The sequence below is a fragment of the Qipengyuania gaetbuli genome, assembly GCF_020171365.1.
GTDB classification, from domain to species: domain Bacteria; phylum Pseudomonadota; class Alphaproteobacteria; order Sphingomonadales; family Sphingomonadaceae; genus Qipengyuania; species Qipengyuania gaetbuli_B.
In genome coordinates this window covers 2,269,323-2,289,754 of sequence record NZ_JAIUZO010000002.1, presented here as the reverse complement: position 1 = coordinate 2,289,754, position 20,432 = coordinate 2,269,323, and the positions used below count along the sequence as shown (strand labels likewise).

The 20,432-nt window shown below is 64.6% G+C and carries 17 protein-coding genes; 6 read left to right on the top strand and 11 right to left on the bottom strand.

Annotation, left to right across the window (positions count from 1 at the left end; all coding sequences use genetic code 11):
* Positions 1 to 4: 4 nt before the first annotated feature.
* Together LCL94_RS11800 and LCL94_RS11795 are read right to left on the bottom strand one after the other, a co-directional pair.
* Entirely contained in the window at positions 5 to 1,444 is a 1,440-nt protein-coding gene (locus LCL94_RS11800) for a UdgX family uracil-DNA binding protein (RefSeq protein WP_224832370.1), read from the bottom strand.
* Complete coding sequence (locus LCL94_RS11795) at positions 1,441 to 2,685, bottom strand: putative DNA modification/repair radical SAM protein (RefSeq protein WP_224832369.1); 1,245 nt, start codon at positions 2,683 to 2,685, stop codon at positions 1,441 to 1,443. The genes LCL94_RS11800 and LCL94_RS11795 overlap by 4 nt, the downstream gene beginning before the upstream one ends.
* 241 nt (positions 2,686 to 2,926) lie before the next feature.
* On the opposite strand from LCL94_RS11795, the gene LCL94_RS11790 reads away from it, so the two are divergent.
* The 3 genes from LCL94_RS11790 (at position 2,927) to LCL94_RS11780 (ending at position 4,544) form a co-directional block, all read left to right on the top strand.
* Positions 2,927 to 3,652, top strand: a complete 726-nt coding sequence (locus LCL94_RS11790) for a carbonic anhydrase (RefSeq protein ID WP_224832368.1) — start codon at positions 2,927 to 2,929, stop codon at positions 3,650 to 3,652.
* 128 nt (positions 3,653 to 3,780) lie between these two features.
* Positions 3,781 to 4,179, top strand: coding sequence for a PilZ domain-containing protein (locus LCL94_RS11785; protein WP_224832367.1), 399 nt, complete (start codon positions 3,781 to 3,783; stop codon positions 4,177 to 4,179).
* A 56-nt stretch (positions 4,180 to 4,235) separates the two neighbouring features.
* On the top strand, positions 4,236 to 4,544 hold the full coding sequence (locus tag LCL94_RS11780) for a hypothetical protein (RefSeq protein WP_224832366.1): 309 nt from the start codon (positions 4,236 to 4,238) through the stop codon (positions 4,542 to 4,544).
* Here the strand turns inward: LCL94_RS11780 and LCL94_RS11775 are convergent.
* Together LCL94_RS11775 and LCL94_RS11770 are read right to left on the bottom strand one after the other, a co-directional pair.
* On the bottom strand, positions 4,541 to 6,115 hold the full coding sequence (locus LCL94_RS11775) for a DUF6504 family protein (RefSeq protein WP_224832365.1): 1,575 nt from the start codon (positions 6,113 to 6,115) through the stop codon (positions 4,541 to 4,543). The genes LCL94_RS11780 and LCL94_RS11775 overlap by 4 nt on opposite strands.
* Complete coding sequence (locus LCL94_RS11770; RefSeq protein WP_224832364.1) at positions 6,112 to 6,894, bottom strand: hypothetical protein; 783 nt, start codon at positions 6,892 to 6,894, stop codon at positions 6,112 to 6,114. The genes LCL94_RS11775 and LCL94_RS11770 overlap by 4 nt, the downstream gene beginning before the upstream one ends.
* A 149-nt stretch (positions 6,895 to 7,043) precedes the next feature.
* On the opposite strand from LCL94_RS11770, the gene LCL94_RS11765 reads away from it, so the two are divergent.
* Positions 7,044 to 7,529: a pyridoxamine 5'-phosphate oxidase family protein gene (locus LCL94_RS11765; protein ID WP_224832363.1), complete on the top strand. Its 486-nt coding sequence runs from the start codon at positions 7,044 to 7,046 to the stop codon at positions 7,527 to 7,529.
* A gap of 60 nt (positions 7,530 to 7,589) precedes the next feature.
* Here the strand turns inward: LCL94_RS11765 and LCL94_RS11760 are convergent, their stop codons facing one another.
* Positions 7,590 to 9,173: an amino acid permease gene (locus tag LCL94_RS11760; protein ID WP_224832362.1), complete on the bottom strand. Its 1,584-nt coding sequence runs from the start codon at positions 9,171 to 9,173 to the stop codon at positions 7,590 to 7,592.
* Between the two features lie 104 nt (positions 9,174 to 9,277).
* Complete coding sequence (locus tag LCL94_RS11755) at positions 9,278 to 10,708, bottom strand: sodium-dependent transporter (protein ID WP_224832361.1); 1,431 nt, start codon at positions 10,706 to 10,708, stop codon at positions 9,278 to 9,280.
* A 130-nt stretch (positions 10,709 to 10,838) separates the two neighbouring features.
* On the opposite strand from LCL94_RS11755, the gene panB reads away from it, so the two are divergent.
* Together panB and LCL94_RS11745 are read left to right on the top strand one after the other, a co-directional pair.
* Positions 10,839 to 11,711, top strand: a complete 873-nt coding sequence (gene panB / locus LCL94_RS11750) for a 3-methyl-2-oxobutanoate hydroxymethyltransferase (protein WP_224832360.1) — start codon at positions 10,839 to 10,841, stop codon at positions 11,709 to 11,711.
* Between the two features lie 16 nt (positions 11,712 to 11,727).
* Complete coding sequence (locus LCL94_RS11745; RefSeq protein ID WP_224832359.1) at positions 11,728 to 12,798, top strand: DUF475 domain-containing protein; 1,071 nt, start codon at positions 11,728 to 11,730, stop codon at positions 12,796 to 12,798.
* Here LCL94_RS11745 and LCL94_RS11740 read toward each other — a convergent pair.
* From LCL94_RS11740 to LCL94_RS11720, 5 genes are read right to left on the bottom strand one after another with little or no spacing between them, the layout of a single operon-like run.
* The gene (locus LCL94_RS11740; RefSeq protein WP_224832358.1) at positions 12,731 to 13,732 is read right to left on the bottom strand and encodes a bile acid:sodium symporter family protein; all 1,002 of its coding nucleotides are present in this window, start codon (positions 13,730 to 13,732) and stop codon (positions 12,731 to 12,733) included. The genes LCL94_RS11745 and LCL94_RS11740 overlap by 68 nt on opposite strands.
* 33 nt (positions 13,733 to 13,765) lie before the next feature.
* Positions 13,766 to 15,493 (bottom strand): tetratricopeptide repeat protein, encoded by a 1,728-nt coding sequence (locus tag LCL94_RS11735; protein WP_224832357.1) that lies wholly within the window; start codon positions 15,491 to 15,493, stop codon positions 13,766 to 13,768.
* Positions 15,477 to 16,841, bottom strand: a complete 1,365-nt coding sequence (gene prsR, locus LCL94_RS11730) for a PEP-CTERM-box response regulator transcription factor (protein ID WP_224832356.1) — start codon at positions 16,839 to 16,841, stop codon at positions 15,477 to 15,479. Before prsR ends, LCL94_RS11735 begins: the two co-directional genes overlap by 17 nt.
* Positions 16,841 to 18,946, bottom strand: coding sequence for an XrtA/PEP-CTERM system histidine kinase PrsK (prsK, locus tag LCL94_RS11725; protein WP_224832355.1), 2,106 nt, complete (start codon positions 18,944 to 18,946; stop codon positions 16,841 to 16,843). The genes prsR and prsK overlap by 1 nt, the downstream gene beginning before the upstream one ends.
* Positions 18,946 to 20,334, bottom strand: a complete 1,389-nt coding sequence (locus LCL94_RS11720) for a TIGR03013 family XrtA/PEP-CTERM system glycosyltransferase (RefSeq protein ID WP_224832354.1) — start codon at positions 20,332 to 20,334, stop codon at positions 18,946 to 18,948. Before LCL94_RS11720 ends, prsK begins: the two co-directional genes overlap by 1 nt.
* Positions 20,335 to 20,432: the final 98 nt, after the last annotated feature.

Below are 20,432 nucleotides of genomic sequence, written 5' to 3'. Positions count from 1 at the left end.
GGGCTCACCCCGCAAGCTCCGCCAGGCGCGCCTTCACCGCGGCAAGGTCGGCATCGAACAGCCGCGCCTGTTCCTCGCGCGCAGGGCCTTCGAGGCGCAGGAGATAGGACGGGTGCGCGGTGACCCACAGCTCGCTGCCGTCTTCCAGCGGGATCGGCGTGCCGCGCACCTTGGAGATGCTGACCGTCTTGCCCAGCAGGCCGCGCGCCGCGCTGGCACCCATGGCGAGCACCAGCTTGGGCTGCACGATCGCGCGCTCGCTCTCGATCCACCAGCGGCAGGTGTCGATTTCCTTCGCGCCCGGGTTCTGGTGCAGCCGCCGCTTGCCGCGCTGCACGTATTTGAAATGCTTCACCGCATTGGTGAGATAGGCCGCGCGCCGGTCGATCCCGGCCTTTTCCAGATGCACGTCGAGCAATTGCCCAGCCGGACCCACGAAGGGGCGGCCAGCCAAGTCCTCATTGTCGCCGGGCTGTTCGCCGACGATCATCAGGGCGGCATCCTGCGGCCCCTCCCCCATGACGGCGGTATTGTCGAGCGCGCCGATCGGGCACTTGCGGCAGGCGTGGATCGCCTTGTCGATCGCGGCCAGCGTGTCGGGCCGCTCCTCGAACTCGAGCGCCCCCTTTTCCACCATGCTGGCCTCGCGCCCCTGCGCGCCTGCGATCAGGTCCGGGATGAGCGATGCCTCCGGCATGTTCTTCCAGTACTTCTTGGGCATTTCCTTCAGCATGGCCCCGATCTTCAGCCGCGCGGGGTTGAAGATGGAGGCGTAATAGGTGCGCCAGAGGTCCTCCATCGGGTCGCCGCCGGGGGCATCATGGCGCTCGGCAGGCGGGCCTTCCGCCATCGTCTCGCCGTCCCAGTGGAGGCTGCCGCGCGGGGTCAGGATCGACCAGCGCATGTTCGAAAAGCGGCGCATGAAGAAGCCTGCATTGGCGCGCAGGATGTGATGCTCGGGCTCGAACCAGGCGACGTAATGCTCGCCCGCTTCCTCGTCCTCACTCTCGACCAGCCGGAAGCGCACGAAGGCGTGCATCTTGTGACTGTCGCGCCGCACGTTCTTGTCGAGTTCCTCCACCCGACGCACGTCGAGGTCGGCCTTGTCCTCCATCATGCGCGGATTGGACTGGAGCCGCCACAGCAGGCGGTAGAGCAGCGCGAAACGCTCGGGATCGGAATGCAGGATCGCGTTCTTCGCCAGGCTCACGAAGCGGCGGTTGGCGCGCACCGGCCTCGCATCCATCGGCGGGACCGGCATCCGGCGCTCGCCATGCGAGAACAGATCGCCGCTGCCGCCCGGCTCGACCCAGGCGATGCGGTCAGGCGGCACGTCGCACTGGACGAGCGCGCGCGCCCGATCGCGCCAGAAGTCGAAATCGTCCGCTTCGGGCAGGTTGACCACGTAATAGGTGCCGAGCCTGACATGCTGGAGCGCGGTCATGTCACAAACAGCTCCAGCTGCTCTGACTTCGGGGCGAGCAGGCTGCGCAAATCCGCCCGGTCGGTCAGTGTGACCGGGCGCCAGTCCACGGTGCAGATGAAGGGGCGCACCTTGGTGATCGACTGGGTGAGTAACGCCACGTCGTCCAGCCGCAGCGCGCGGTGGCGGCGGCTGGCGAGGATCTTGCCCACCGCCTTCACGCCCAGGCCGGGCACGCGCAGCAATTGTTCCTTGGTGGACCGGTTTACGTCGACCGGGAAGGCCTCGCGGAATTTCAGCGCCCAGGCGAGCTTGGGATCAATGTCGAGCGGCAGGTTCCCGTCCGCCTCGGTCGCCTGCATCACCTCGGCCGGCTTGTAGCCGTAGAACCGCATCAGCCAGTCGGACTGGTAGAGCCGGTGTTCGCGGATCAGCGGCGGACGCTTCAGCGGCAGCACTGCGCTGGCATCGGGAATCGGCGAGAAGGCGCTGTAGTAGACCCGGCGCAGGCGGAAATTGTCGTACAGCCTGCTGGCCTTGCCCACGATGTCGGCATCGGTCGCGGCATCGGCGCCGACGATCATCTGGGTCGACTGGCCGGCAGGGGCGAAGCGCGGTGCGTGCTTGAACCTTTTGTGCGCGTCTTTCGCCTCTGCAAGATCGGCCTTCACCTTGCCCATCGCCCCTTCGATCTGCCGCGCGTCCTTGTCCGGCGCGAGGCGGGTGAGGCCGCTGTCGGTCGGCAGTTCGACATTGATCGAGACGCGGTCGGCATAAAGCCCGGCCTGGTGGACGATCTCCGCATCCGCTTCGGGAATGGTCTTGAGGTGGATGTAGCCGCGGAAATCGTGCTCTTCGCGCAGGATGCGCGCCACCTCGACGATCTGTTCCATCGTATGGTTCGAGTTCTTCACGATGCCGGAGGAGAGGAACAGCCCCTCGATATAGTTGCGGCGATAGAAGGCCAGCGTCAGGTCGACCACCTCCTGAGGCGTAAAGCGCGCCCGCGCCACGTTCGAACTCTTGCGATTGACGCAGTAATGGCAGTCGAACACGCAGTGGTTGGTCAGCAGGATCTTCAAGAGCGAGATGCAGCGGCCGTCGGGCGCGTAGGCATGGCAGATGCCCATTCCTTCGGTCGAACCGATCCCCCTCCCGCCCAGGCTGTTCTTCTTCGCCGTTCCCGACGACGCGCAGGAGGCATCGTATTTCGCCGCATCGGCAAGGATTTCCAGCTTCTGGAGGATCGTCTGCTGCGCCATTTGTTCTTTATATGTTCCAGCGTCAGATTCGCCAATGTCAAAAGATGCACGAAAGTTGGATTTTTTCGGGAACTCCACGCGCGCACGCGCGTAGCGCGGGTACGGACCGGGCCCCTCTGGCGAGCGCAGCAGCGCTCGTGATGTCGGACGTAAGTAACGCCGGCGGCCCATTCCAATTCCCCAAAAGGGCGTCGGCATACCTACATCTCGCGGCCGCAAGGTCGCCAGTCTGGAGTATGCAATGAAATATCTCGCTTCCCTCGCCCTCGTCGGTCTGGCAGCCACCCCGGTTGCCGCCCAGGAGAAGGACTGGAGCTTTGGCGACGGAACCTCGCCGGAACGCTGGTCGACGGTAAATGCCGCCTACGCTCTTTGCGATGTCGGTCTGCACCAATCGCCGATCGATCTCGGAGCCCCCAATGCCCGCGGCGATATCGAGCTGACCACCAACTTCGGCGAGACCGCCGGCAAGGTCTCTCTCGGCAAGGAGAAGGTCCAAGTGGATTTCCCTGCCGGATTCGGAATGAATTCGGGCGGCAAGGAATTCGGCCTCGTCCAGGTCCACTTCCACACCCCTTCGGAGCACGCCATCAGCGGCAAGCGTTATCCGCTGGTCGCCCACTTCGTGCACGCAACGCAGGCTGGCGAACTTGGCGTACTGGGCGTCATGTTCGAACTGGGCGATGCCAACCCCGCCCTCGATGCCATCGTGAATGGTGTCGGCAAGGGTAACGGCACGCAGGTCCAGTTCGATATCAACGACATGGTCCCGGAAGACACGGGCATCTATCGCTACATGGGTTCGCTGACCACGCCGCCCTGCAGCGAAGGTGTCAACTGGCACGTGGCCGATACGATCATGACTGCCAGCGCTTCGCAGATCGCTGCCATGGAAGGCAGCCTCGGTCCGTCCGCCCGGTCGATCCAGCCACTCGGCACCCGCCTGCTGGTCGCCCCGGCCGACTGATCGCGAAATTCTCCGGGGCCGGGAGCTAAGGTTTCCGGTCCCAACCCTAATGGCCCGGTAAGCATGAGCCGAAGGGCAGGATTCACCCTTCTTGCGCCAATAGGACTCTCCAAGGGGAGAAATGGCGCGTGGGGCTTTTCCGCAGGAACCAGGTCGCAAAACCGCAGGACCGGCGCGTTGCGACGCGATACAGCGTCGATTGCGCGGCTACGCTCAAGATGCTGGGCGGCGACCGTCACGGCCGGCTTTCGGATCTGTCCGAGGCAGGTGCGCGCCTCGACACCCCCAATCCCCCCAGCGAAGGCGTTTCAGGACTGCTTTCGTGGAACGGGCACGAGCATTTCGGCAAGGTGGTCTGGGCCAACGAGCGCAGTTGTGGCCTCGTGTTCGAGCGGCCCCTTCCCCAATCGGTAATCGAAGAGACGGTCGATACGGTCGAGGCCCCGTCGGGTCCGGTGGCGAAGTTCGGCAATATTCCTCTCGGACAGCGGCGTTCGCGCCGTGCGAGCCTCGTTTCGGAAGGCTGAGGGTTCAGGCGGCGGCAATCTCGCCTGCGCGATAGGCGCAGGACTGGAGATTGCCCATGCGCGCCGCATACCTGATGACTGCCCTTGCCCTTTCGGCCACCCCTGCGCTTGCGCAGGACGAGGAAGCACAGGCCGATGCGCCGCGTGGAGTCCCGGTGAAGTGCATCGCGCCGCAAGCGGTCGTTCCGCCCTTCAACAATACCCCTGAGGCGATGGAGCAGTCGCGCGTTGCAGCCACGATCGTGGCGGGGGACCGTGTGTGCAAGGGCAGCGCGCTGATGCTCGAACTCTCCGAAATCCAGCACGGCCCCGAAGAGCCGGTCGTGCCGGAAGAAGGCGTGGAAGAACCGGCCGAGCCCGCCTAGGCGCACAGGCCCTGCAAATACCAGTCGGGCGCCCCGCCGCGGCCGTCGCCCACGATGCCGAGACGATAGATCCAGTAGCGGCGTCCGCGATCGTCCTCGATCCGGTAGTAGTCCCGCAGCCTCGCCCCCCCGCGTTCGCGCCACCATTCGGGAGCGATGCGTTCCGGGCCTTCGACCCGCGCCACCTCGTGCACTTCCCCCCGCCAGCGAAAGCGCCGCGGGTACCCGTCAGGGGTCGCGTAGAGCACTGCAATCTTTTCCGGATTGTCGAGTAGTTTCAAAGGCCTTTTGTGGAAAGCCAATTCGCCTTGTGAAGTCGGTTCCGGCTCCAGCGGGGGCTGCCAGCGCTGCGCGCGCTCGGGGATGTGGCTGGCAAACGGAACCGGCCGGGTAACCGCATCCCTGCCAAGGCGTACCGTCAGCCGGTCGATGCAGGCTGCCAGCGAAGTGCCGTGCGTTTCTGCCGCAGCCTCGATATCGCCCTGCTCCAACGCCAGCGGCTCGGCCCAGCTGGCGCGCAGGCGCAGCATCTCGATACCGAACCCTGCATCGACATCGTCGAGCCGCGCCGCGAAGAGCCGGCAGATATGCGCCGCCTCGCGGGTGGCGGCAGCCATTTCGAGACGGCGCACCACCACCTCCCCGTCGACCCGCCACATTCCCAGCTCCAGCCTGCGCGCGCCTTCGCCCCGCGCTTCCAGTTCGCGCGCCATGTCTTCTGCGAGATCGCCCACCACCTGATCCAGCAACTGGCGATGGCGGATCGGCTCCATCAGACGGCGCTGGACCAGCGGCATGTGCTGCGGGACCACCGGCAGCAGCGGCTCGGGCACCCTGCCGAGGATTTGGTCGAGCCGGATGAGCGGGTTGGCGGCAGGCGACTTGCGGTTGCGGAACCGCCGCTGGATCGCATCGCGGCCGATCGTGGCCAGCTCTCCGAGCCGCTTGAGGCCGAGGCGGCGCAGCACGGTAAGTACGTCATCGTCGAGGCGCAGCGCGGCGACAGGCAGGTCGGCGAGCTTCGCTTCGGCATCGTCCTGCGCGGCCAGGATCGCGCCGGGTGGGCCGTAATGCGACAGCGCCCATGCCGCCCCTGCCGTCGGTGCGATAGCGCAGCGCAGCGTCAGTTCGCGGCGCGCGAAGGCTTCTGCCACATCGGCCAGCAGCCTGCCTTCCCCGCCGAACAGGTGCGGCACCGCCGTCACGTCGACCAGCAGGCCGTCGGGCGCGTCCATCGCCGACCACGGGCCCCAGCGCTGCGCCCAGATCGCCAGCCTTTCGAGAAAGGCGAGATCGCCTGCCGGATCGCTCGGCGCGGTAGCGATGTCAGGGCACAGCGTACGCGCATCGGCCAGCATCATGCCCCGGCGCGCACCTGCCGCCATGCCCGGCCGGTTGGCCGCCTCGATCCGCGGCCCGTGAGCGGTATCGGCGATGAGCACGAGCGGCTTGTCGTCGAGTGCGTGGCGCTCTCCTCCATCGCCTAGCCGCCAGTGATCCATCGCCATGGCAGGCATCCAGATGGACAGGATGCGGCGCGGGCGCGCGGCATCCGGCAGGAGCGCGCTCATGCCCGCCGGGGCGCGCGGCGATGTTGCAGCCCGGCTGCCCAGTTCGCGACCGCGCGGTCGGTTTCTCCGCCGGCCCTGCCTGCCCTGAGGGTCTTGCCGTCCTCTCCCAGCAGCCACTCGCCGGGCGCATGGCTACGCGCCCGAAAGAGTTCGGCATGCCACGCCGGATCGCCCGGGGCCTGCGCGTTCCAGCGCGGCGGGGCGGACGGCGCGCTGGTGGCTTCCCAGCGCATCCGCGCCGAAGACAGGTCGCGCGCGGCATCGAGCCGGACGAGGAACAGCGGCACACCGTGCCTCTCGCTCGCCAGGGTCAGCCGGCGCGAGGCAGTGAAATCCAGCGCCTTGGCATTGCCCGGGATTTCACCGATCACGAAGGCGAGATCGCGGCAGCGCAGCCCCTCTTCCAGCGCGAAGAGGGCATCTTCCACTTTCTCTGCCAGTACGTGGATCACGCGGCCCTGCAGGTCCGCCGGAAGCCCTGCGCGACAGGGCCTGCCACCAAGGCGCGCCGCCTCGCGCGTCTGGACCCACAGCACGCCGCGCCGGTCCTCCGCCTCGCAGCCGCATTCACGCGGGACATGCCGCCAGTCGTCGAGCGCCAGGGCAAGCGCCACGCCCGCCCCTGCCGCTTCGCGCGAAAGGGCGAAAACCTCGTTGTGGAGCGCCGGTCCCTGCACTGCCACCAGCCCCGGACGCCAGCGCGCGCTGCGACGCGCGGACAGCGCGGCAACGTCTTCGAAGGCCGTGATCGGCAGGGAGGAAAGGGCGGTATCGGACATGAGGAATCGACTCGTTTGTTCGCATTATGTTCCATGCGACAGAGATTCGCAATTCGTCTGTGCGCTGCCCCGCTCCGGCGCAGTCGCAGGAACGCGCAAGCCGCTCCAAGCGTACGAAAACCAAACGCAATCACCAGAAGGGCAAGATCATGAAATACTCGAAAGGCAACCCCGACGCGCTCAAGGAGAAGTTCTGGCACGCCATGGCGGACTCGCCGTTCCTCTTCCTCGAACTCGACGGCCAGTCGGACACTTCGGTGCCGATGACCGCCCAGCTCGACAAGAATGCGAACAGCTCGATCTGGTTCTTCACGCAGAAGAACAGCACCTTCGCCAAGCTGGGCAAGGTGAAAGCGAGCTTCGCCGGCAAGGACCACGACATGTTCGCGCGTTTCGACGGCACGCTGGCGGTCGAGACCAGCCAGGAGCGTTTTGACCAGTTCTGGAACAACTTCGTCGAAGCCTGGTACGACGGCGGCAAGGACGATCCGGATATCCTCTTCCTGCGCATGGACCTGGGCCAGGCGGAAATCTGGAGCGGTGACCTCGGCTTGCTCAACACTGCCAAGATGGCACTGGGCATGACCGTCCACCAAGAAGCCGAAGAACGGCACGTGGAAAGCGTCGACCTCTAAGCGGGATCGACAGCACAAAGAAAAAGGGCCGCTCCAGTGGGGCGGCCCTTTCTTTTTGCCTTAGTCCCGCGGCTCGTCGGGATGGATGGGGATCATCGTCTCCTCGCCAGCGACATCATCGACGACTTCGATGATACCGCGTCCGAGATGGCTGTTCCCGCGGCTGTAGGCGAAATAGATGACCAGTCCGATCGTGGTCCAGATCGGCAGCACCAGCATCGCTTCGAACGGCAGGTTGAGGAACAGAAAGGCGCAGCCGATGATGGTCGCCGGCCCAACCAGCCACAGCGCCGGCGTACGGAAATCACGCTTGCGATCCGGGTCGGTCTTGCGCAGCAGCATGACCGCGACCGCCACCATCAGGAAGGCGTAGAGCGTCCCTGCATTGGCGATGTCGGCCAGCTGCCCCACCGGGAAGAACGCGGCAGCAACCGCCACGATCACGCCGGTGATGGCGGTGACGACATAGGGCGTCTTCCACTTGGGATGCACCTTGGACAGACCTTCGGGCAGAAGACCGTCACGGCTCATCACGAAGAAGATGCGGGTCTGCGCGAAGAGCAGCACGAGAATAACCGAAGGCAGCGCGAGGAAGGCCGCGATACCCAGCATGTTGCCGATGCCCGAGAAGCCGATCTGGCGCAGCACGTGGGCCAGCGCCTCGTCCGAGCACACCAGCGCGCTCGAATAGGCAGGCAGGGCACACTGGCGTGCCAGTTCTTCCGACCCTGCAGGGAACGGAATGCCGTTCGGCCCCATGATCGGCTGGCCGCCGATCGTCCCGATCGCACCTGCTGCCACGAGGATGTAGAACACGGTGCAGAACAGCAGCGAACCGACGAGGCCGATGGGCACATTGCGCTGCGGATTCTTGGTTTCCTCGGCCGCGGTGGAAACTGCGTCGAAGCCGACATAGGCGAAGAAGATGGTCGCCGCGGCACCCACCGCGCCCACGCCCGTGCCGAAGCCGCCGAACACGCCGGCCGGCAGGAAGGGGTTGAACTGGTCGGGATCGAAATAGGCGCTGGTCAGAGTGAGGGCGATGAAGGCGGTCAGCGCGGTCACCTTGATAGCGACAAGCACGGCATTGACCTTGGCACTTTCGCTGGTGCCGATCATCAGCAGCCAGGTCACCAGCAGGGCGATGACGAGCGCGGGCAGGTTGATGAAACCGCCCTCTGCCCCGCCCAGTGCCAGCGGTCCTGCCGACAGCCATTGAGGCAGGTATATGCCCAAGAATTCGTTGAGGATGGTCCCCGTGAAATAGCCCGACCAACCGACCGACACGGCCGATGCGGCGATGGCGTATTCGAGGATCAGCGCCCAGCCGACGGTCCAGGCGAGGAATTCGCCCATCGTGGCATAGCTGTAGGTATAGGCGGAACCCGCGACCGGGATCATGGCAGCGATTTCGGCGTAACAGAGCGCGGCCACGATACAGACCGCACCCGCGATCACGAAGGCCAGCATCAGGCCGGGACCTGCCTTCTGCGCGCCGGCGGCCGTCAGTACGAAAATTCCGGTGCCGATGATGCAGCCGATACCGAACAGCATGAGTTGGATGGCACCGAGCGAGCGATGCAGCGATTTCTTTTGCGCAGTCGCCAGAATGGCGTCGAGCGGCTTTACTCTATCGAGGATCATTTCAGGCGAAGGCCTCCACGGGCCCGCCTCGGGACCCTCCCGCTCCGCCAGCCCGAAGCGCGCTAATTACGCGCGAACTTCGGACTGGAAAAGCGGCAAATATGTCAGGCCCCCAGAATAGAGGGGAAAAGCCCCGTCACGAGGATGATCGTGACTGCCAGCGGGCACAGCCAGGCAATCAGGAAACGCCACAGGCCGAACATGGCAGGCGACAGGCCGGTCGTCGTGCGCAGCAGGTTGGTATCTGCCTTCCACCCGACGAAAAGCGAGGTAAACAGCGCGCCGAGCGGCAGCATGACCTTGCCCGTAAACCCGTCGACCGTGTCGAGGATGTCGGTGTTCTCGAACAGCGACCAGAAGCCCAGCGGGCGCACATCGGCCCAGACATTGTAGCCCAGCAGGCAGGCAATCCCGATGAGAAAGGCTCCGCCGCCGAAGATCGCCGACGATTTCGGACGGCTCCAGCCGCGCTCCCCAATCCCCCAAGCAGTGGGCACTTCGAGCAGCGAGATCGAGCTGGTGACTGCCGCCACGAGGATGAGGATAAAGAAGAGGAACCCGAACAACGCGCCGCCCGGCATGGTCTGGAATGCGAAGGGCAGCGTCTGGAATACCAGCGTCGGTCCGGCGGCCGGATCCAGTCCGACGGCGAAAACGATCGGGAAGATCATCAGGCCGGCAAGGATGGCAACGCCGGTATCGGCAACCGCAATCATCGCGGACGTCGCGCCCAGCCCGCTGTTTTCCTTGATGTAGGAACCGTAGGTGATCAGCCCTGCAACACCCAGCGAAAGCGAGAAGAGCGCCTGTCCCAGGGCCGAGTTCATGACCTGCGGGGTCAGCTTCGACCAGTCGGGCGTAAACAGGAATGCCACCGCATCGCCGATGTCACCCTCGATCGCGCCGTAGACCACGAGCCCGAGCAGGAGGACGAAGAAGGCGGGCATCAGGTAGGTAGCAGCCTTCTCGATCCCCGAGCTGACGCCGCGCGCCACGATGTAAAAGGTCAGCCCCATGAAGGCGAAGTGCATGGCAAGCAGCAGGCCGGGGCTGGCGAACATGTCGCCGAGCCGCTGCTGGATCTGTTCCTGGCTCTCTCCTGCCAATGCACCGCGGAACGGGTCGCCGGACAGGATCGCCTGGAGGAAGTCCCAGCCCATAATGCCCGCATAATAGAGCACCCAGCCAGCTACGACCGAGTAGAACGACACGATCAGGAATGCCGCGATCGCCCCGATTCCGCCGAATATCGACCAGCTCGGCGAAGCGCCCGACTGCACGGCTACCTTGCGGATCGAACCGACGGCATCGGTCTGGCCGACACGGCCGACGAAAATCTCGGACAGCACCAGCGGCAGTCCCAGCAGGAACACGCAGCCGATGTAGAAAATGACGAAGGCGCCGCCCCCGCTTTCGCCGGCCAGAGTCGGAAAGCGCCAGATGTTGCCCAGCCCGACTGCCGCGCCGACCGCGGCAAGGATGAATGCGCTACGCGAGGACCAGCCCTCGCCCGTGGTTTGAGAAGTCGCGACCATTTGTCGTCCTAATCCCTTGTTTCCCGCAGCGCTCCCGGTCGCCGCTCCTCGGGGCGGGCTTTAAGCATGGATACCACGCGGTGTCCAAGCGTTGCTTTGCCTTCTCCCCTGCACTTGCTAGGGCACGCCAATGTCGACCACATTCCAGCTCGATACGAGCACCAGCCGCGCCAACCCCACGCCCCAGCCGATGAAACGGCTCACGGTACCGAAGATTCGCGCTCACAAGGCAGACGGCGAAACAAAGGAACCACTGGTCATGCTGACCGCCTATACGGCGCGTCAGGCGCAGATCCTCGATGCGCATTGCGACATCCTGCTGGTCGGGGATTCACTGGGGCAGGTGATCTACGGATTGCCATCGACCATTCCCGTCACGCTGGAGATGATGGCGAACCATGCGGCTGCCGTCGTGCGGGGTAGCTATCACTCGGTCGTCGTCGTCGACATGCCGTTCGGTTCCTACGAGGCGTCGAAGGAACAGGCGTTCGAAAACGCTGCCTACCTCCTCAAGCAGTCGGGCGCCGCGGCGGTCAAACTGGAAGGCGGCGAGCAGATGGCCGAAACCGTCGCTTTCCTCAACCAGCGCGGCATTCCGGTCATGGGCCACGTCGGCCTGACCCCGCAGGCGGTAAACGTGCTCGGCGGCTACATGGCGCGCGGGCGCAGCGATGCAGAGGCGGACAAGATTGTCGGCGATGCACAGGCGCTCGACGAAGCAGGCGCATTCGCGATCGTGATCGAAGGTGTTGTCGAGCCCATCGCGATCGAAGCGACCAAGGCGGTATCGTGCCCCACTATCGGCATCGGTGCGTCCGCGCAGTGTGACGGACAGGTCCTCGTGACGGAAGACATGCTCGGCATGTTCGAGCGCGTTCCGCGCTTCGTGAAGAAATACGAAAACATCGCCGAGGTGATCGACCGCACGGTTGCAACCTATGCCGAAGAAGTGCGTTCACGCAGTTTCCCGTCGCAAGAACAGACCTACCAGCCCAAAAGCTGAGACCCGGACCGAAAAGATGCTCGCAACCATCTGGCGTTTCTACGCCTTTTCTCTCTTTTTCACTCTCATCTGCCTTGGCCTTGGCGCCTGGTACGGCTGGAGCGCGACCGGTACGGTGACCGGGACGCTGTCCCTACTGTGGATCATCGTGGTCCTCTCGGTCCTCGAAATTTCGCTCAGCTTCGACAATGCCGTGGTCAATGCCTCGGTCCTCAAGGAAATGGACGAGGTCTGGCAGCGCCGCTTCCTGACCTGGGGCATCGCCTTTGCGGTGTTCGGGATGCGCGTGGTCTTCCCGCTCGCCATCGTGGCCATAGCTGCAGGGCTTGGACCGCTGGAGACGATCAACCTCTCGCTCAACCAGCCGGACGAGTACGAGCGCATCGTGTCGAGCGCGCATGTCGGCATCGCCGGTTTCGGCGGTGCATTCCTTGCGATGGTGGGCCTGAAGTTCTTTTTCGACCTCGACAAGGAAGTGCACTGGATATCCGTGATCGAGCGCAACCTGTCCAAATTTGCCGCACTGCCCGCAGCTGAAATCGCAATCCTGCTGCTGGTGATGTGGGGTATTTCGAACCTGCTCGAACCAGCCGAAGCGCTGACTTTTCTCGTCGCCGGGATTCTTGGCCTCGTGACCTTCATTGCAGTCGAAGGGATCAACACGATCCTCGAAATGAAAGAGGAAGCGCACAAACTGCAGGGTGCCGTGGTGCGCAGCGGTCTCGGCGGCTTCCTCTACCTCAACGTGCTCGACGCTAGCTTCAGCTTCGACGGCGTCATCGGGGCATTCGCATTGTCGAACAACATGGTCGTCATCGCGCTGGGCCTGTCGATCGGCGCGATGTTCGTGCGCTCGATGACCATCCATCTGGTCCGCAAGGGTACGCTGGCAGCCTACCGCTTCCTCGAACACGGCGCTTTCTGGGCGATCATCGTGCTCGGCGCGATCATGCTGGTTTCGGCCAAGTTCCACATTCCGGAGACGATTACCGGGTTGATCGGTGCAATCCTGATCGGGCTCAGCTTCTGGTGGTCGGTGCGGTACAACCGTCGCAACCCGGTCGAGGCTGACGGGCCAGCCGCGTAGACAGGGGCGCGGCCAGCACCAGCTGGAACAGGTGGTAAAGCAGCAGCGGCATCACGATGAAACCGGCCACGGCGGGCGGGAACAGGATCGTCGCGAGCGGCGCTCCTACCGCTGCGCTCTTCTGCGCTCCTGCGAAAAGGAAAGCGATGCGGTCTTCGCGTCGCAGGCCGAGCATGCCGCCAGCGGCCCAGGCACCCAAGTGGCCGATAGCGAGGAACAGTCCGACCAGCGCAAGGACGATTGTCCAGCCCGACCCGTCCATGCGTGACCACAGGCCCTGCTCAACGGCGCCGGAAAAGGCCACATAGACTGCGACTGCGATCACAAACCTGTCGATCCAGACGATGCGCTGCCGGTTGCCCGCCGTGAACCGGGCAGCGGGCTTTTGGAACACCTGCCCTATGGCGAAAGGCAGGACGAGGATCGTGAGGATCTTGACGATGACTTCGTTGCCGACCGCGCCCTCGCCGCTTCCGCCAAGCGCAAGGAATATCGGCACGGTTACGAATACACCGATGATGTTGAGCAGTGCCGCACTGACGACCGAGAGCGCGACCGTGCCGCCGGAAAGCGACGTATAAGACGTCGCCGATTGCACCGTAGAAGGCAGCGCACCGAGATAGAGGAAACCGAGTGCAACAACTGCGGGCAGCGCGCTATTCGCAGCCAGTGACAGCCCCAGACCGGCAATCGCCATCGCGCCGAACACCCATAGGACCAGAGGCAGGAGAAACCTCCAGTTCGCGATACCGGCAAGGATGTCCTGCCGGTCGATACGCAGGCCGTTGAGCAGGAAGAGCAGGAAGATGGCCCCGTTGGCGATCTGCTGCGCGATCTCACGTGCAGAGCCTGTCGCGGGAACCAAGGCCGCTGCCGCAATGGCAATTGCCAGAAAGCGGATCATCGGGTCCCGGGCGATGGATGCGAGTGCCATGAGGGCCCACCTGCCCGTGAGCGGTGCCCGTGTCTAGCGGCGCGAAAGCGCGGCGAGCTTTGCCTGCAACTCGCTGCGCAGTGTCCTGTCCTCTGGCGGAAGGGCATCCAGCAGCGCCGTTATGGCAGGCAGGCTTGTTCGCTGCATTTCGTAGGCCTCCAGCGCCCAGTCCAGCTTGGCAGCGCCCTGACCCTCGCCCAATTGCCCCGCAGCGACACTGCGGGCTGCAAGGACCCATGGCACGCCGCGCATTCCGCGTTTCAGCGCACGGTCGAAGAGGTCGGCGGCTTCCTGCCACTTTCCGGCTTCGGCATAGGCGCTCGCGGCTAGCGCTGAGGCATGGCCGTTTGCCGGGTTTGCGGCGGCGTATTCGGCAATAACCCGCGCCGCTTCTTCGCTCTCCAATGCCGCAGAGAGCCGCAAGACGAGCGGCCATGAACGTTTTATGCTGGCGGCTTTACCATAGGCCTCACGCGCGCCGACGCGATCGCCGGCAGCCAGTGCGGCATCGCCCTGCAAGGCCCATGCATCGCTCGAATTGGGGAACTCAGCTGTAAAGGAGCGCGCGGCAACCTGCCCTGCCTGGAAGTCTCCGGCATATATCCGCGCACGGATCGCATCGCGTTTGGCCAGCGCGGCCCCGCCTTGAGCTTCCGTCGGCGGAAGAACGGCCAGTGCCTCAGTCGGCGTGGAGGCCAAGTCGAGGAATACGGCAGCTTGCTCCCGATCCCCCAGCGCCTCGTAGGCACGGCCCACGAGCGTGCGCAGCCACACCGAACCGAGTGGTCCACGCGCCTGGTCGGCGAAGCGGTAAACCAGCTCCTCCTCGCCGCCGCTGCGCGACAGGGCATAGGCGAGCAATTCCGCAACCCTGCGATTGTCGGGTTGCAGACGCTGCAGTTGGTTGAGCGTTTGCGCCGCGCTTTCGAGGTTCCCCCGCTCAATGTCGATGATCGCCGAGAGCAACCGGGCGGCTGGTGTCCTGCTGCGCACCGCACCCGACCGGTCGAGCGCCTCGCGCGCTTCGACAAACGCGCCGCTCCGAGCGGCAGCAACCGCCTTCAGATAGTGGGCTGCAGGCGTTTCGCTCTCTTCTTCGTAAAGCAGGTCGATCGCCTGCGGGATGTCGCCGGCATCAAGCAGGGCGGCAGCATGTTCAAGCCGCACTTCCTGGTCGCGAGGCGCCGCCTGCCGCGCCCTTGCAAACCACTCCGCCGCCGGGACCATTCCTTCGCTATCGCGCGCCAGATGGCCGCGGAACCGCAGCGCGGCGGCATTGTCCGGTCCGAGCTCCACTGCCTTTTGCGCCGCATCGAGCGCGGCGAACTGGTTGCCGATGTTGTAGCGAAGCCGACCGACATCGACCCACAGCTCCGGGTCATCCGGGGCGACTGCTCTTGCCCGTTCCAGCGCCTCGATGGCCGCCGGCAGGTTACCCTCGCGGTACGCAAGCTTGCTGAGCAGGCGGAAGCCTTCGCTTGCCGTCTCCTGACTGAACTCGCCATCACCGAGCCATTTGCGAGCGGCAACCAAGTCGCCGCGTTCCAGCGCCTCCTTGCCTGCCAATGCAGCGTAGTCGGTCCGGGGCGTGCCCGCTGCCGCGAGCTCTTCAAGCGTCAACTGCACTGCCCGTGCATCGCCGCGTTCCACCTGGTCGCGCAGGTTTTCGATCCCGTCGCGGGTCCCGCCGCTTTCGCCGCAACCTGCAACCAAGGCCGCTGCGAGAACCGCAGCCAGTCGGAAATCAGTCCTGCAGGTCATACTGCTTCAGAAGGTCGTACAGCGTCGGACGGCTGATCCCGAGCAGCTTGGCGGTATTGGAGATATTGCCCTGCGTGCGCGACAGGGCCTTGCGGATCATCCTCCGGTCGGCCTCTTCGCGCGCCTGCTTGAGATTGAGCGCCAGTTCGCCAGCCTCTTCGTCCCCGCCAAGATCGAGGTCTTCGGCGCCGACCAGCTTGCCGTCCGACATGATAACCGCCCGCTTCACGCGGTTTTCCAACTCGCGAACGTTCCCCGGCCAGCCCCAGCTATCGATGGCCGCAAGGGCATCGGGCGCGAAACCCTTCACCTGCGGGTTCATCTCCGCGCTGAATCGGGACAGGAAATGTTTTGCCAGCAGGACGGCATCTCCCGGGCGTTCGGCCAGCGTCGGGATTTTCACGACGATTTCCGCGAGGCGGTAGAACAGGTCTTCGCGGAAAGTGCCTTCCGCGATCATCGCTTCAAGGTCCTGGTGCGTCGCACACACGATGCGGGTGTCGACCGCAATCGGCTTGCGCCCGCCGATCCGTTCGATGACGCGTTCCTGCAGGAAGCGCAGCAGCTTGACCTGTAGCGGCAGCGGGATGTCGCCCACCTCGTCGAGGAACAGCGTACCGCCGTCGGCCAGTTCGATCTTGCCTTCGTTGGTCTTTACCGCCCCGGTGAATGCGCCTTTTTCATGCCCGAAGAGTTCGCTTTCGAGCAGGTTTTCGGGGATCGCGGCGCAATTGATGGCGATGAAGGCCCCGCTGCGCCGGTCGCTTGCCTCGTGAAGACCGCGAGCGAGCAGCTCCTTGCCGGTACCGCTTGCACCGAGGAGCATGACCGAAACATTCGTCGGCGCGACACGCTCGATCGTCCTTGCCACTTTCGCCATCTCGGGGGCGGCGGTGATCATCGAGCCGAGAACCGTCTTCTCCTCGCCCACCTTGGCCGACAACCGCCGGTTCTCGGCTTCGATTTCATGAAGCCTGAAGGCCCGGTCGACGATCATGCCCAACTGGTCGATGTCGACCGGCTTCTGGTAGAAGTCATAGGCCCCGCGATCGATCGCCTGGAGAGCGCTTTCCCGCGCGCCGTGGCCGCTGGCGACGACGACCTTGGTGTCGGGCTTCATCGCCATGATCGCATCGAGCACGGCAAAACCTTCGGTCGTCCCGTCGGGATCCGGCGGCAGGCCGAGATCAAGCGTAACGACTGCCGGCTCTTCCGCCCGCAGCGCGGCAAGCGCCTGGTCGCGGTTGCCCGCAATGACCACCTCGTAATTGTCGTAGGCCCACCTCAACTGGGCCTGCAGTCCTTCGTCATCCTCGACAATGAGCAGCTTGGGTTTCGCCTCGGCCATCAGACGGTCTCCTTGGTCGGGGTGCCGGACCCTTGGTAGATTGCTTGTGCGGAGCGCAGCGGCAGGCTGACGCTGAAACGGGTCCCCAGCCCTTCGCGGGATTCGACGTCGAGCCGGCCCTGCATGGCGCGGATCGTCTCGCGCGCCTCGTAGGCGCCGATGCCGAAACCGCCGTCCTTGGAGCTGACGAAGGGTTTGAACAGGCCGTTTCGTAGGAAGGCCGGGCTCATGCCCTTGCCCTGGTCGATCACGTGGATCTGGCCAGTGATGCCGTCGCTGAAGACTTCGATCGTGACCGGCGTTTCGTCGAAGCTTGCATCGATGGCGTTCTGGACGAGATGGGCGAGCGCCTGTTCCAGACCCTCGGCATGGGCGACGACGACTGCCTGTTCCGATCGTGCGATGCCGATCGGGTGGGACCCGCCAAACTGGTCGACCAGCTTCCTTGCGACCTGCGCAAGATCGAGCGGCTCGACTGCCTGGTTACCGGCCGTGCCATAGCGTCCCAGCCGCGCGAGCAGGAGGTTGAGCTTGTCCGCGCTGTTGCGCAGCGTCACGAGCATGTCCTTGCGGAATTCGGGCTTGTCGGCGTGCAGTTCTGCATTGCGCATCAGGAGCGACATCTGGCTCGAGAGGTTCTTTATGTCGTGCATGACGAACGCCATGCGGCGGTTGAACTCGTCGAACCGGCTCGCCTCGGAAAGGGCGACCTGTCCGCTCTGTTCGGCAAGGTAGCTGGCGAGCTGCCGTCCGACGATGCCGAGAAGGTCGAAATCCTCCCAGTCGAGATCGCGCGTGATGGCCGGCCTGGCGAGCACGATGACGCCCACGAGGCGGTCGAAGTGCAGCAGCGGCACGGCAGCCCAGGCGCGCCGTTCCTCGCGCAGCCATTCGGGCAGGAATTCGAGCTCTCCGTGGTGTTCGACCCCTTTGCGCGCCTCGTCGAAATCGATGATCAGGCCTTCGCGTTCGAGGATGGTGGCCAGTTCGACCGGCATGGCGCGGTGCGGGATGTCCGCGTTCGGCCAGCACCAGCTAGCTCCCAGCACCAGCGAGCCGTCGTCATCAGGAACGAGAAGCAGGCCCGAGGGACTGTCGGTAATGTCGGCCAGCGCCTTCACCGTGCGTTCCTGCAGGCTGGTCTCGTCGAAACCGGTGCGGCCGATGGTATTGGTGAAGCGCATCCACTCGCTCCGGTAATCGTAGCGGTGCTTGAAGAGATGCTTGATCGCGGTCACCCGCATCCAGCCGCGCATCCGGTCGGACGGCAGCCAGATCAGCGCCAGCGCGCCGGCCGCGATAAGCAGGCCGACCTGCGTCAGGGCACGCACGTCGCCTTCGAGCAGGTCGAGCGAATTCGCCAGCACCAGCATGACCGCGAAATAGGCGCCGATCACCAGCAGCGAGAGCGAACGGAAAGCGAGCGTACGCGAGGGCCGGAACTCGAGGCCCGCCGCATTCGAATTGTAGCCGATGGCGAAGGGTATCGCGATGATCGCCGCGGCAAGCCCCTGTACCGCCACCAGTTCCGGCGGCGCTCCCCCCGTGAGATAGGCCAGCGTGTGGAAGTTGAGCGCGAACGCCCACATCCCCGCCATCGCCGCGGCATTCCAGCGCAGCAGGCGGCGCGAGGACAATGCCGCACCCACGTAGAGATTATGGATCAGCACGAGCGCACCGACCGCAGTGAGGACGCGCAGGATCGCGGCGGTCTCGAACACCATCAGGCTAGCATCGGGCCAGCCAGCATAGCGCCGTGCCAGCATCAACAGGGCGATCTGGAAGGTCTCGACCAGCGCCAAGGCAATTGCCGCGGGTCGCACAAGGCGCAGGCTTTCGTCGCGACCATCATTCGCGAACAAGCGGAAGAGGACGAAAATCCAGGCAAGGTTGCGCGCCACTTCCGTCAGCGAGACGGCCAACCGGTCGGGCGGGAAGCTGGCCGCCGCAAAGCACCAGTTTGCCGTCAGGGCGAGCGCTGCCACGCCGGCCCAGCGGTCCGGCCTTTCGCTTGCACCGAAACGCGCAACCCACAGTGCGGCAAGGCCGCAAACCATTGCGCCGACCGCGTAAAGCACGGACCCGAGACTGCCGACCCATTCCATCAGCGGGCCCCATCCGGCCAGAGGATGACGCGCGCCGTCTGCAGGAGGATCAGCACGTCGAGGAAGGGCGAGTAATTCTTGGCGTAATACAGGTCGTATTCCAGCTTGCGGCGGGAATCGGCCATGCTCGCGCCATAAGGGTAGTTGATCTGCGCCCAGCCGGTGATGCCCGGTTTCACCATGTGGCGTTCGGCGTAATAGGGCAGTTCGGCCTCGAGCTCGCGAACGAATTGCGGGCGTTCGGGACGCGGGCCCACGAAGCTCATTTCGCCCTTCAGCACGCTCCACAATTGCGGCAGTTCGTCGATCCGAACGGTGCGGATGAAGCGCCCGACACGCGTGATGCGGGGGTCGTCCTTCTCCGCCCATTTCGCGCCGTGCGCCTCGGCATCCTGGCGCATGGAACGCAGCTTGGGGATCATGAAATTCTGGCCGAACAGGCCAACGCGCTGCTGGCGATAGAACGCTGGCCCCTTGCTCTCCAGCTTCACGAGCAGCGCGAAGAGGAGGATCAACGGCAGGGTCATCACCAGCAGGACAAGACTGACCACGACATCGAAGGCGCGCTTGGCAATAGAGGACAGACGCTGGCCGGCAGTGAACCCGTCCGAGAAGATGAGCCAGCTCGGGTTGAGCGTATCGAGGTCGAGCCTGCCAGTCTCGCGTTCGAGGAAACCGGACAGGTCGCTGACATCGACCCCCTTGGTCTTCACCCGCAGCAGGTCCTTCAAGGGCAGCGCATTGCGCCGTTCCTGCATGGCGAGGACGACTTCCTGCGCCCCGATGCTGGCGACATATTTGCCGAGGTCCCCGACCGAAGCGCGCTCGAGCGCACCCTCGATCTTTTCGCCCGGGCCGGTGCCCATCCACAGGCAGGCAAGCACCTTGAAGCCCGCATCGGGCCTGCGCGACAGGTCGACGATCTTTTGCGCTCTCGGCCCTGCCCCCAGCACAAGCACCCGCCGCCTGAACGCGTCCTTGTCGATGATACGCGACATCAGCAGCCGGTTGACGACCAGCAGCACCAGGCCGATCGCCATCGCGTAAAGCAGGATGGAGCGCCACAGCGCCGTACCGGGCAACACGAGGTTGACGAAGGAAATCGCGAAGATGCCAAGCCCCAGCGCCACGAACATGCGTGCGGTCGCAAAGCGCATCGAGCGAAGGGCAATCGGCGTGTAAGTGCCTACCGCAATGGTCGCGAGCCAAACGATGACGGCAAAGCCGATGACGGCCGGCAAGCGGTCGCGAAACGGTCCCGGGTCCATCTGCAGCTGGAAAGTGCGCAGGTGCCAGCCCGCCTCGCCCGCGAGGACCAGCAAGAGCAGGTCCAGCGCGCACAGAAGCATCACCTCGTAAGGGATGTAATGCTTGAAAATTCGAAACATCGTCGTTCTGCGGCGGCCTCGGGCTTGGTTAAGGCCAGCCTTACCATTGGAATGGTGAACTGTCGGTAAATTTTACACCAATGAAAAACGGCGCCCTG

Bases quoted from the DNA above. Each gene is read 5' to 3' on its own strand.
- LCL94_RS11795 (WP_224832369.1), bottom strand. From the start codon at position 2,685: ATGGCGCAGCAGACGATCCTCCAGAAGCTGGAAATCCTTGCCGATGCG.
- LCL94_RS11755 (WP_224832361.1), bottom strand. From the start codon at position 10,708: ATGGTCGCGACTTCTCAAACCACGGGCGAGGGCTGGTCCTCGCGTAGC.
- LCL94_RS11780 (WP_224832366.1), top strand. From the start codon at position 4,236: ATGCGCGCCGCATACCTGATGACTGCCCTTGCCCTTTCGGCCACCCCT.
- LCL94_RS11720 (WP_224832354.1), bottom strand. From the start codon at position 20,334: ATGTTTCGAATTTTCAAGCATTACATCCCTTACGAGGTGATGCTTCTG.
- prsR (WP_224832356.1), bottom strand. From the start codon at position 16,841: ATGGCCGAGGCGAAACCCAAGCTGCTCATTGTCGAGGATGACGAAGGA.
- LCL94_RS11790 (WP_224832368.1), top strand. From the start codon at position 2,927: ATGAAATATCTCGCTTCCCTCGCCCTCGTCGGTCTGGCAGCCACCCCG.
- LCL94_RS11745 (WP_224832359.1), top strand. From the start codon at position 11,728: ATGCTCGCAACCATCTGGCGTTTCTACGCCTTTTCTCTCTTTTTCACT.
- LCL94_RS11765 (WP_224832363.1), top strand. From the start codon at position 7,044: ATGAAATACTCGAAAGGCAACCCCGACGCGCTCAAGGAGAAGTTCTGG.
- LCL94_RS11800 (WP_224832370.1), bottom strand. From the start codon at position 1,444: ATGACCGCGCTCCAGCATGTCAGGCTCGGCACCTATTACGTGGTCAAC.
- LCL94_RS11770 (WP_224832364.1), bottom strand. From the start codon at position 6,894: ATGTCCGATACCGCCCTTTCCTCCCTGCCGATCACGGCCTTCGAAGAC.
- LCL94_RS11760 (WP_224832362.1), bottom strand. From the start codon at position 9,173: ATGATCCTCGATAGAGTAAAGCCGCTCGACGCCATTCTGGCGACTGCG.
- LCL94_RS11735 (WP_224832357.1), bottom strand. From the start codon at position 15,493: ATGACCTGCAGGACTGATTTCCGACTGGCTGCGGTTCTCGCAGCGGCC.
- prsK (WP_224832355.1), bottom strand. From the start codon at position 18,946: ATGGAATGGGTCGGCAGTCTCGGGTCCGTGCTTTACGCGGTCGGCGCA.
- panB (WP_224832360.1), top strand. From the start codon at position 10,839: ATGTCGACCACATTCCAGCTCGATACGAGCACCAGCCGCGCCAACCCC.
- LCL94_RS11775 (WP_224832365.1), bottom strand. From the start codon at position 6,115: ATGAGCGCGCTCCTGCCGGATGCCGCGCGCCCGCGCCGCATCCTGTCC.
- LCL94_RS11740 (WP_224832358.1), bottom strand. From the start codon at position 13,732: ATGGCACTCGCATCCATCGCCCGGGACCCGATGATCCGCTTTCTGGCA.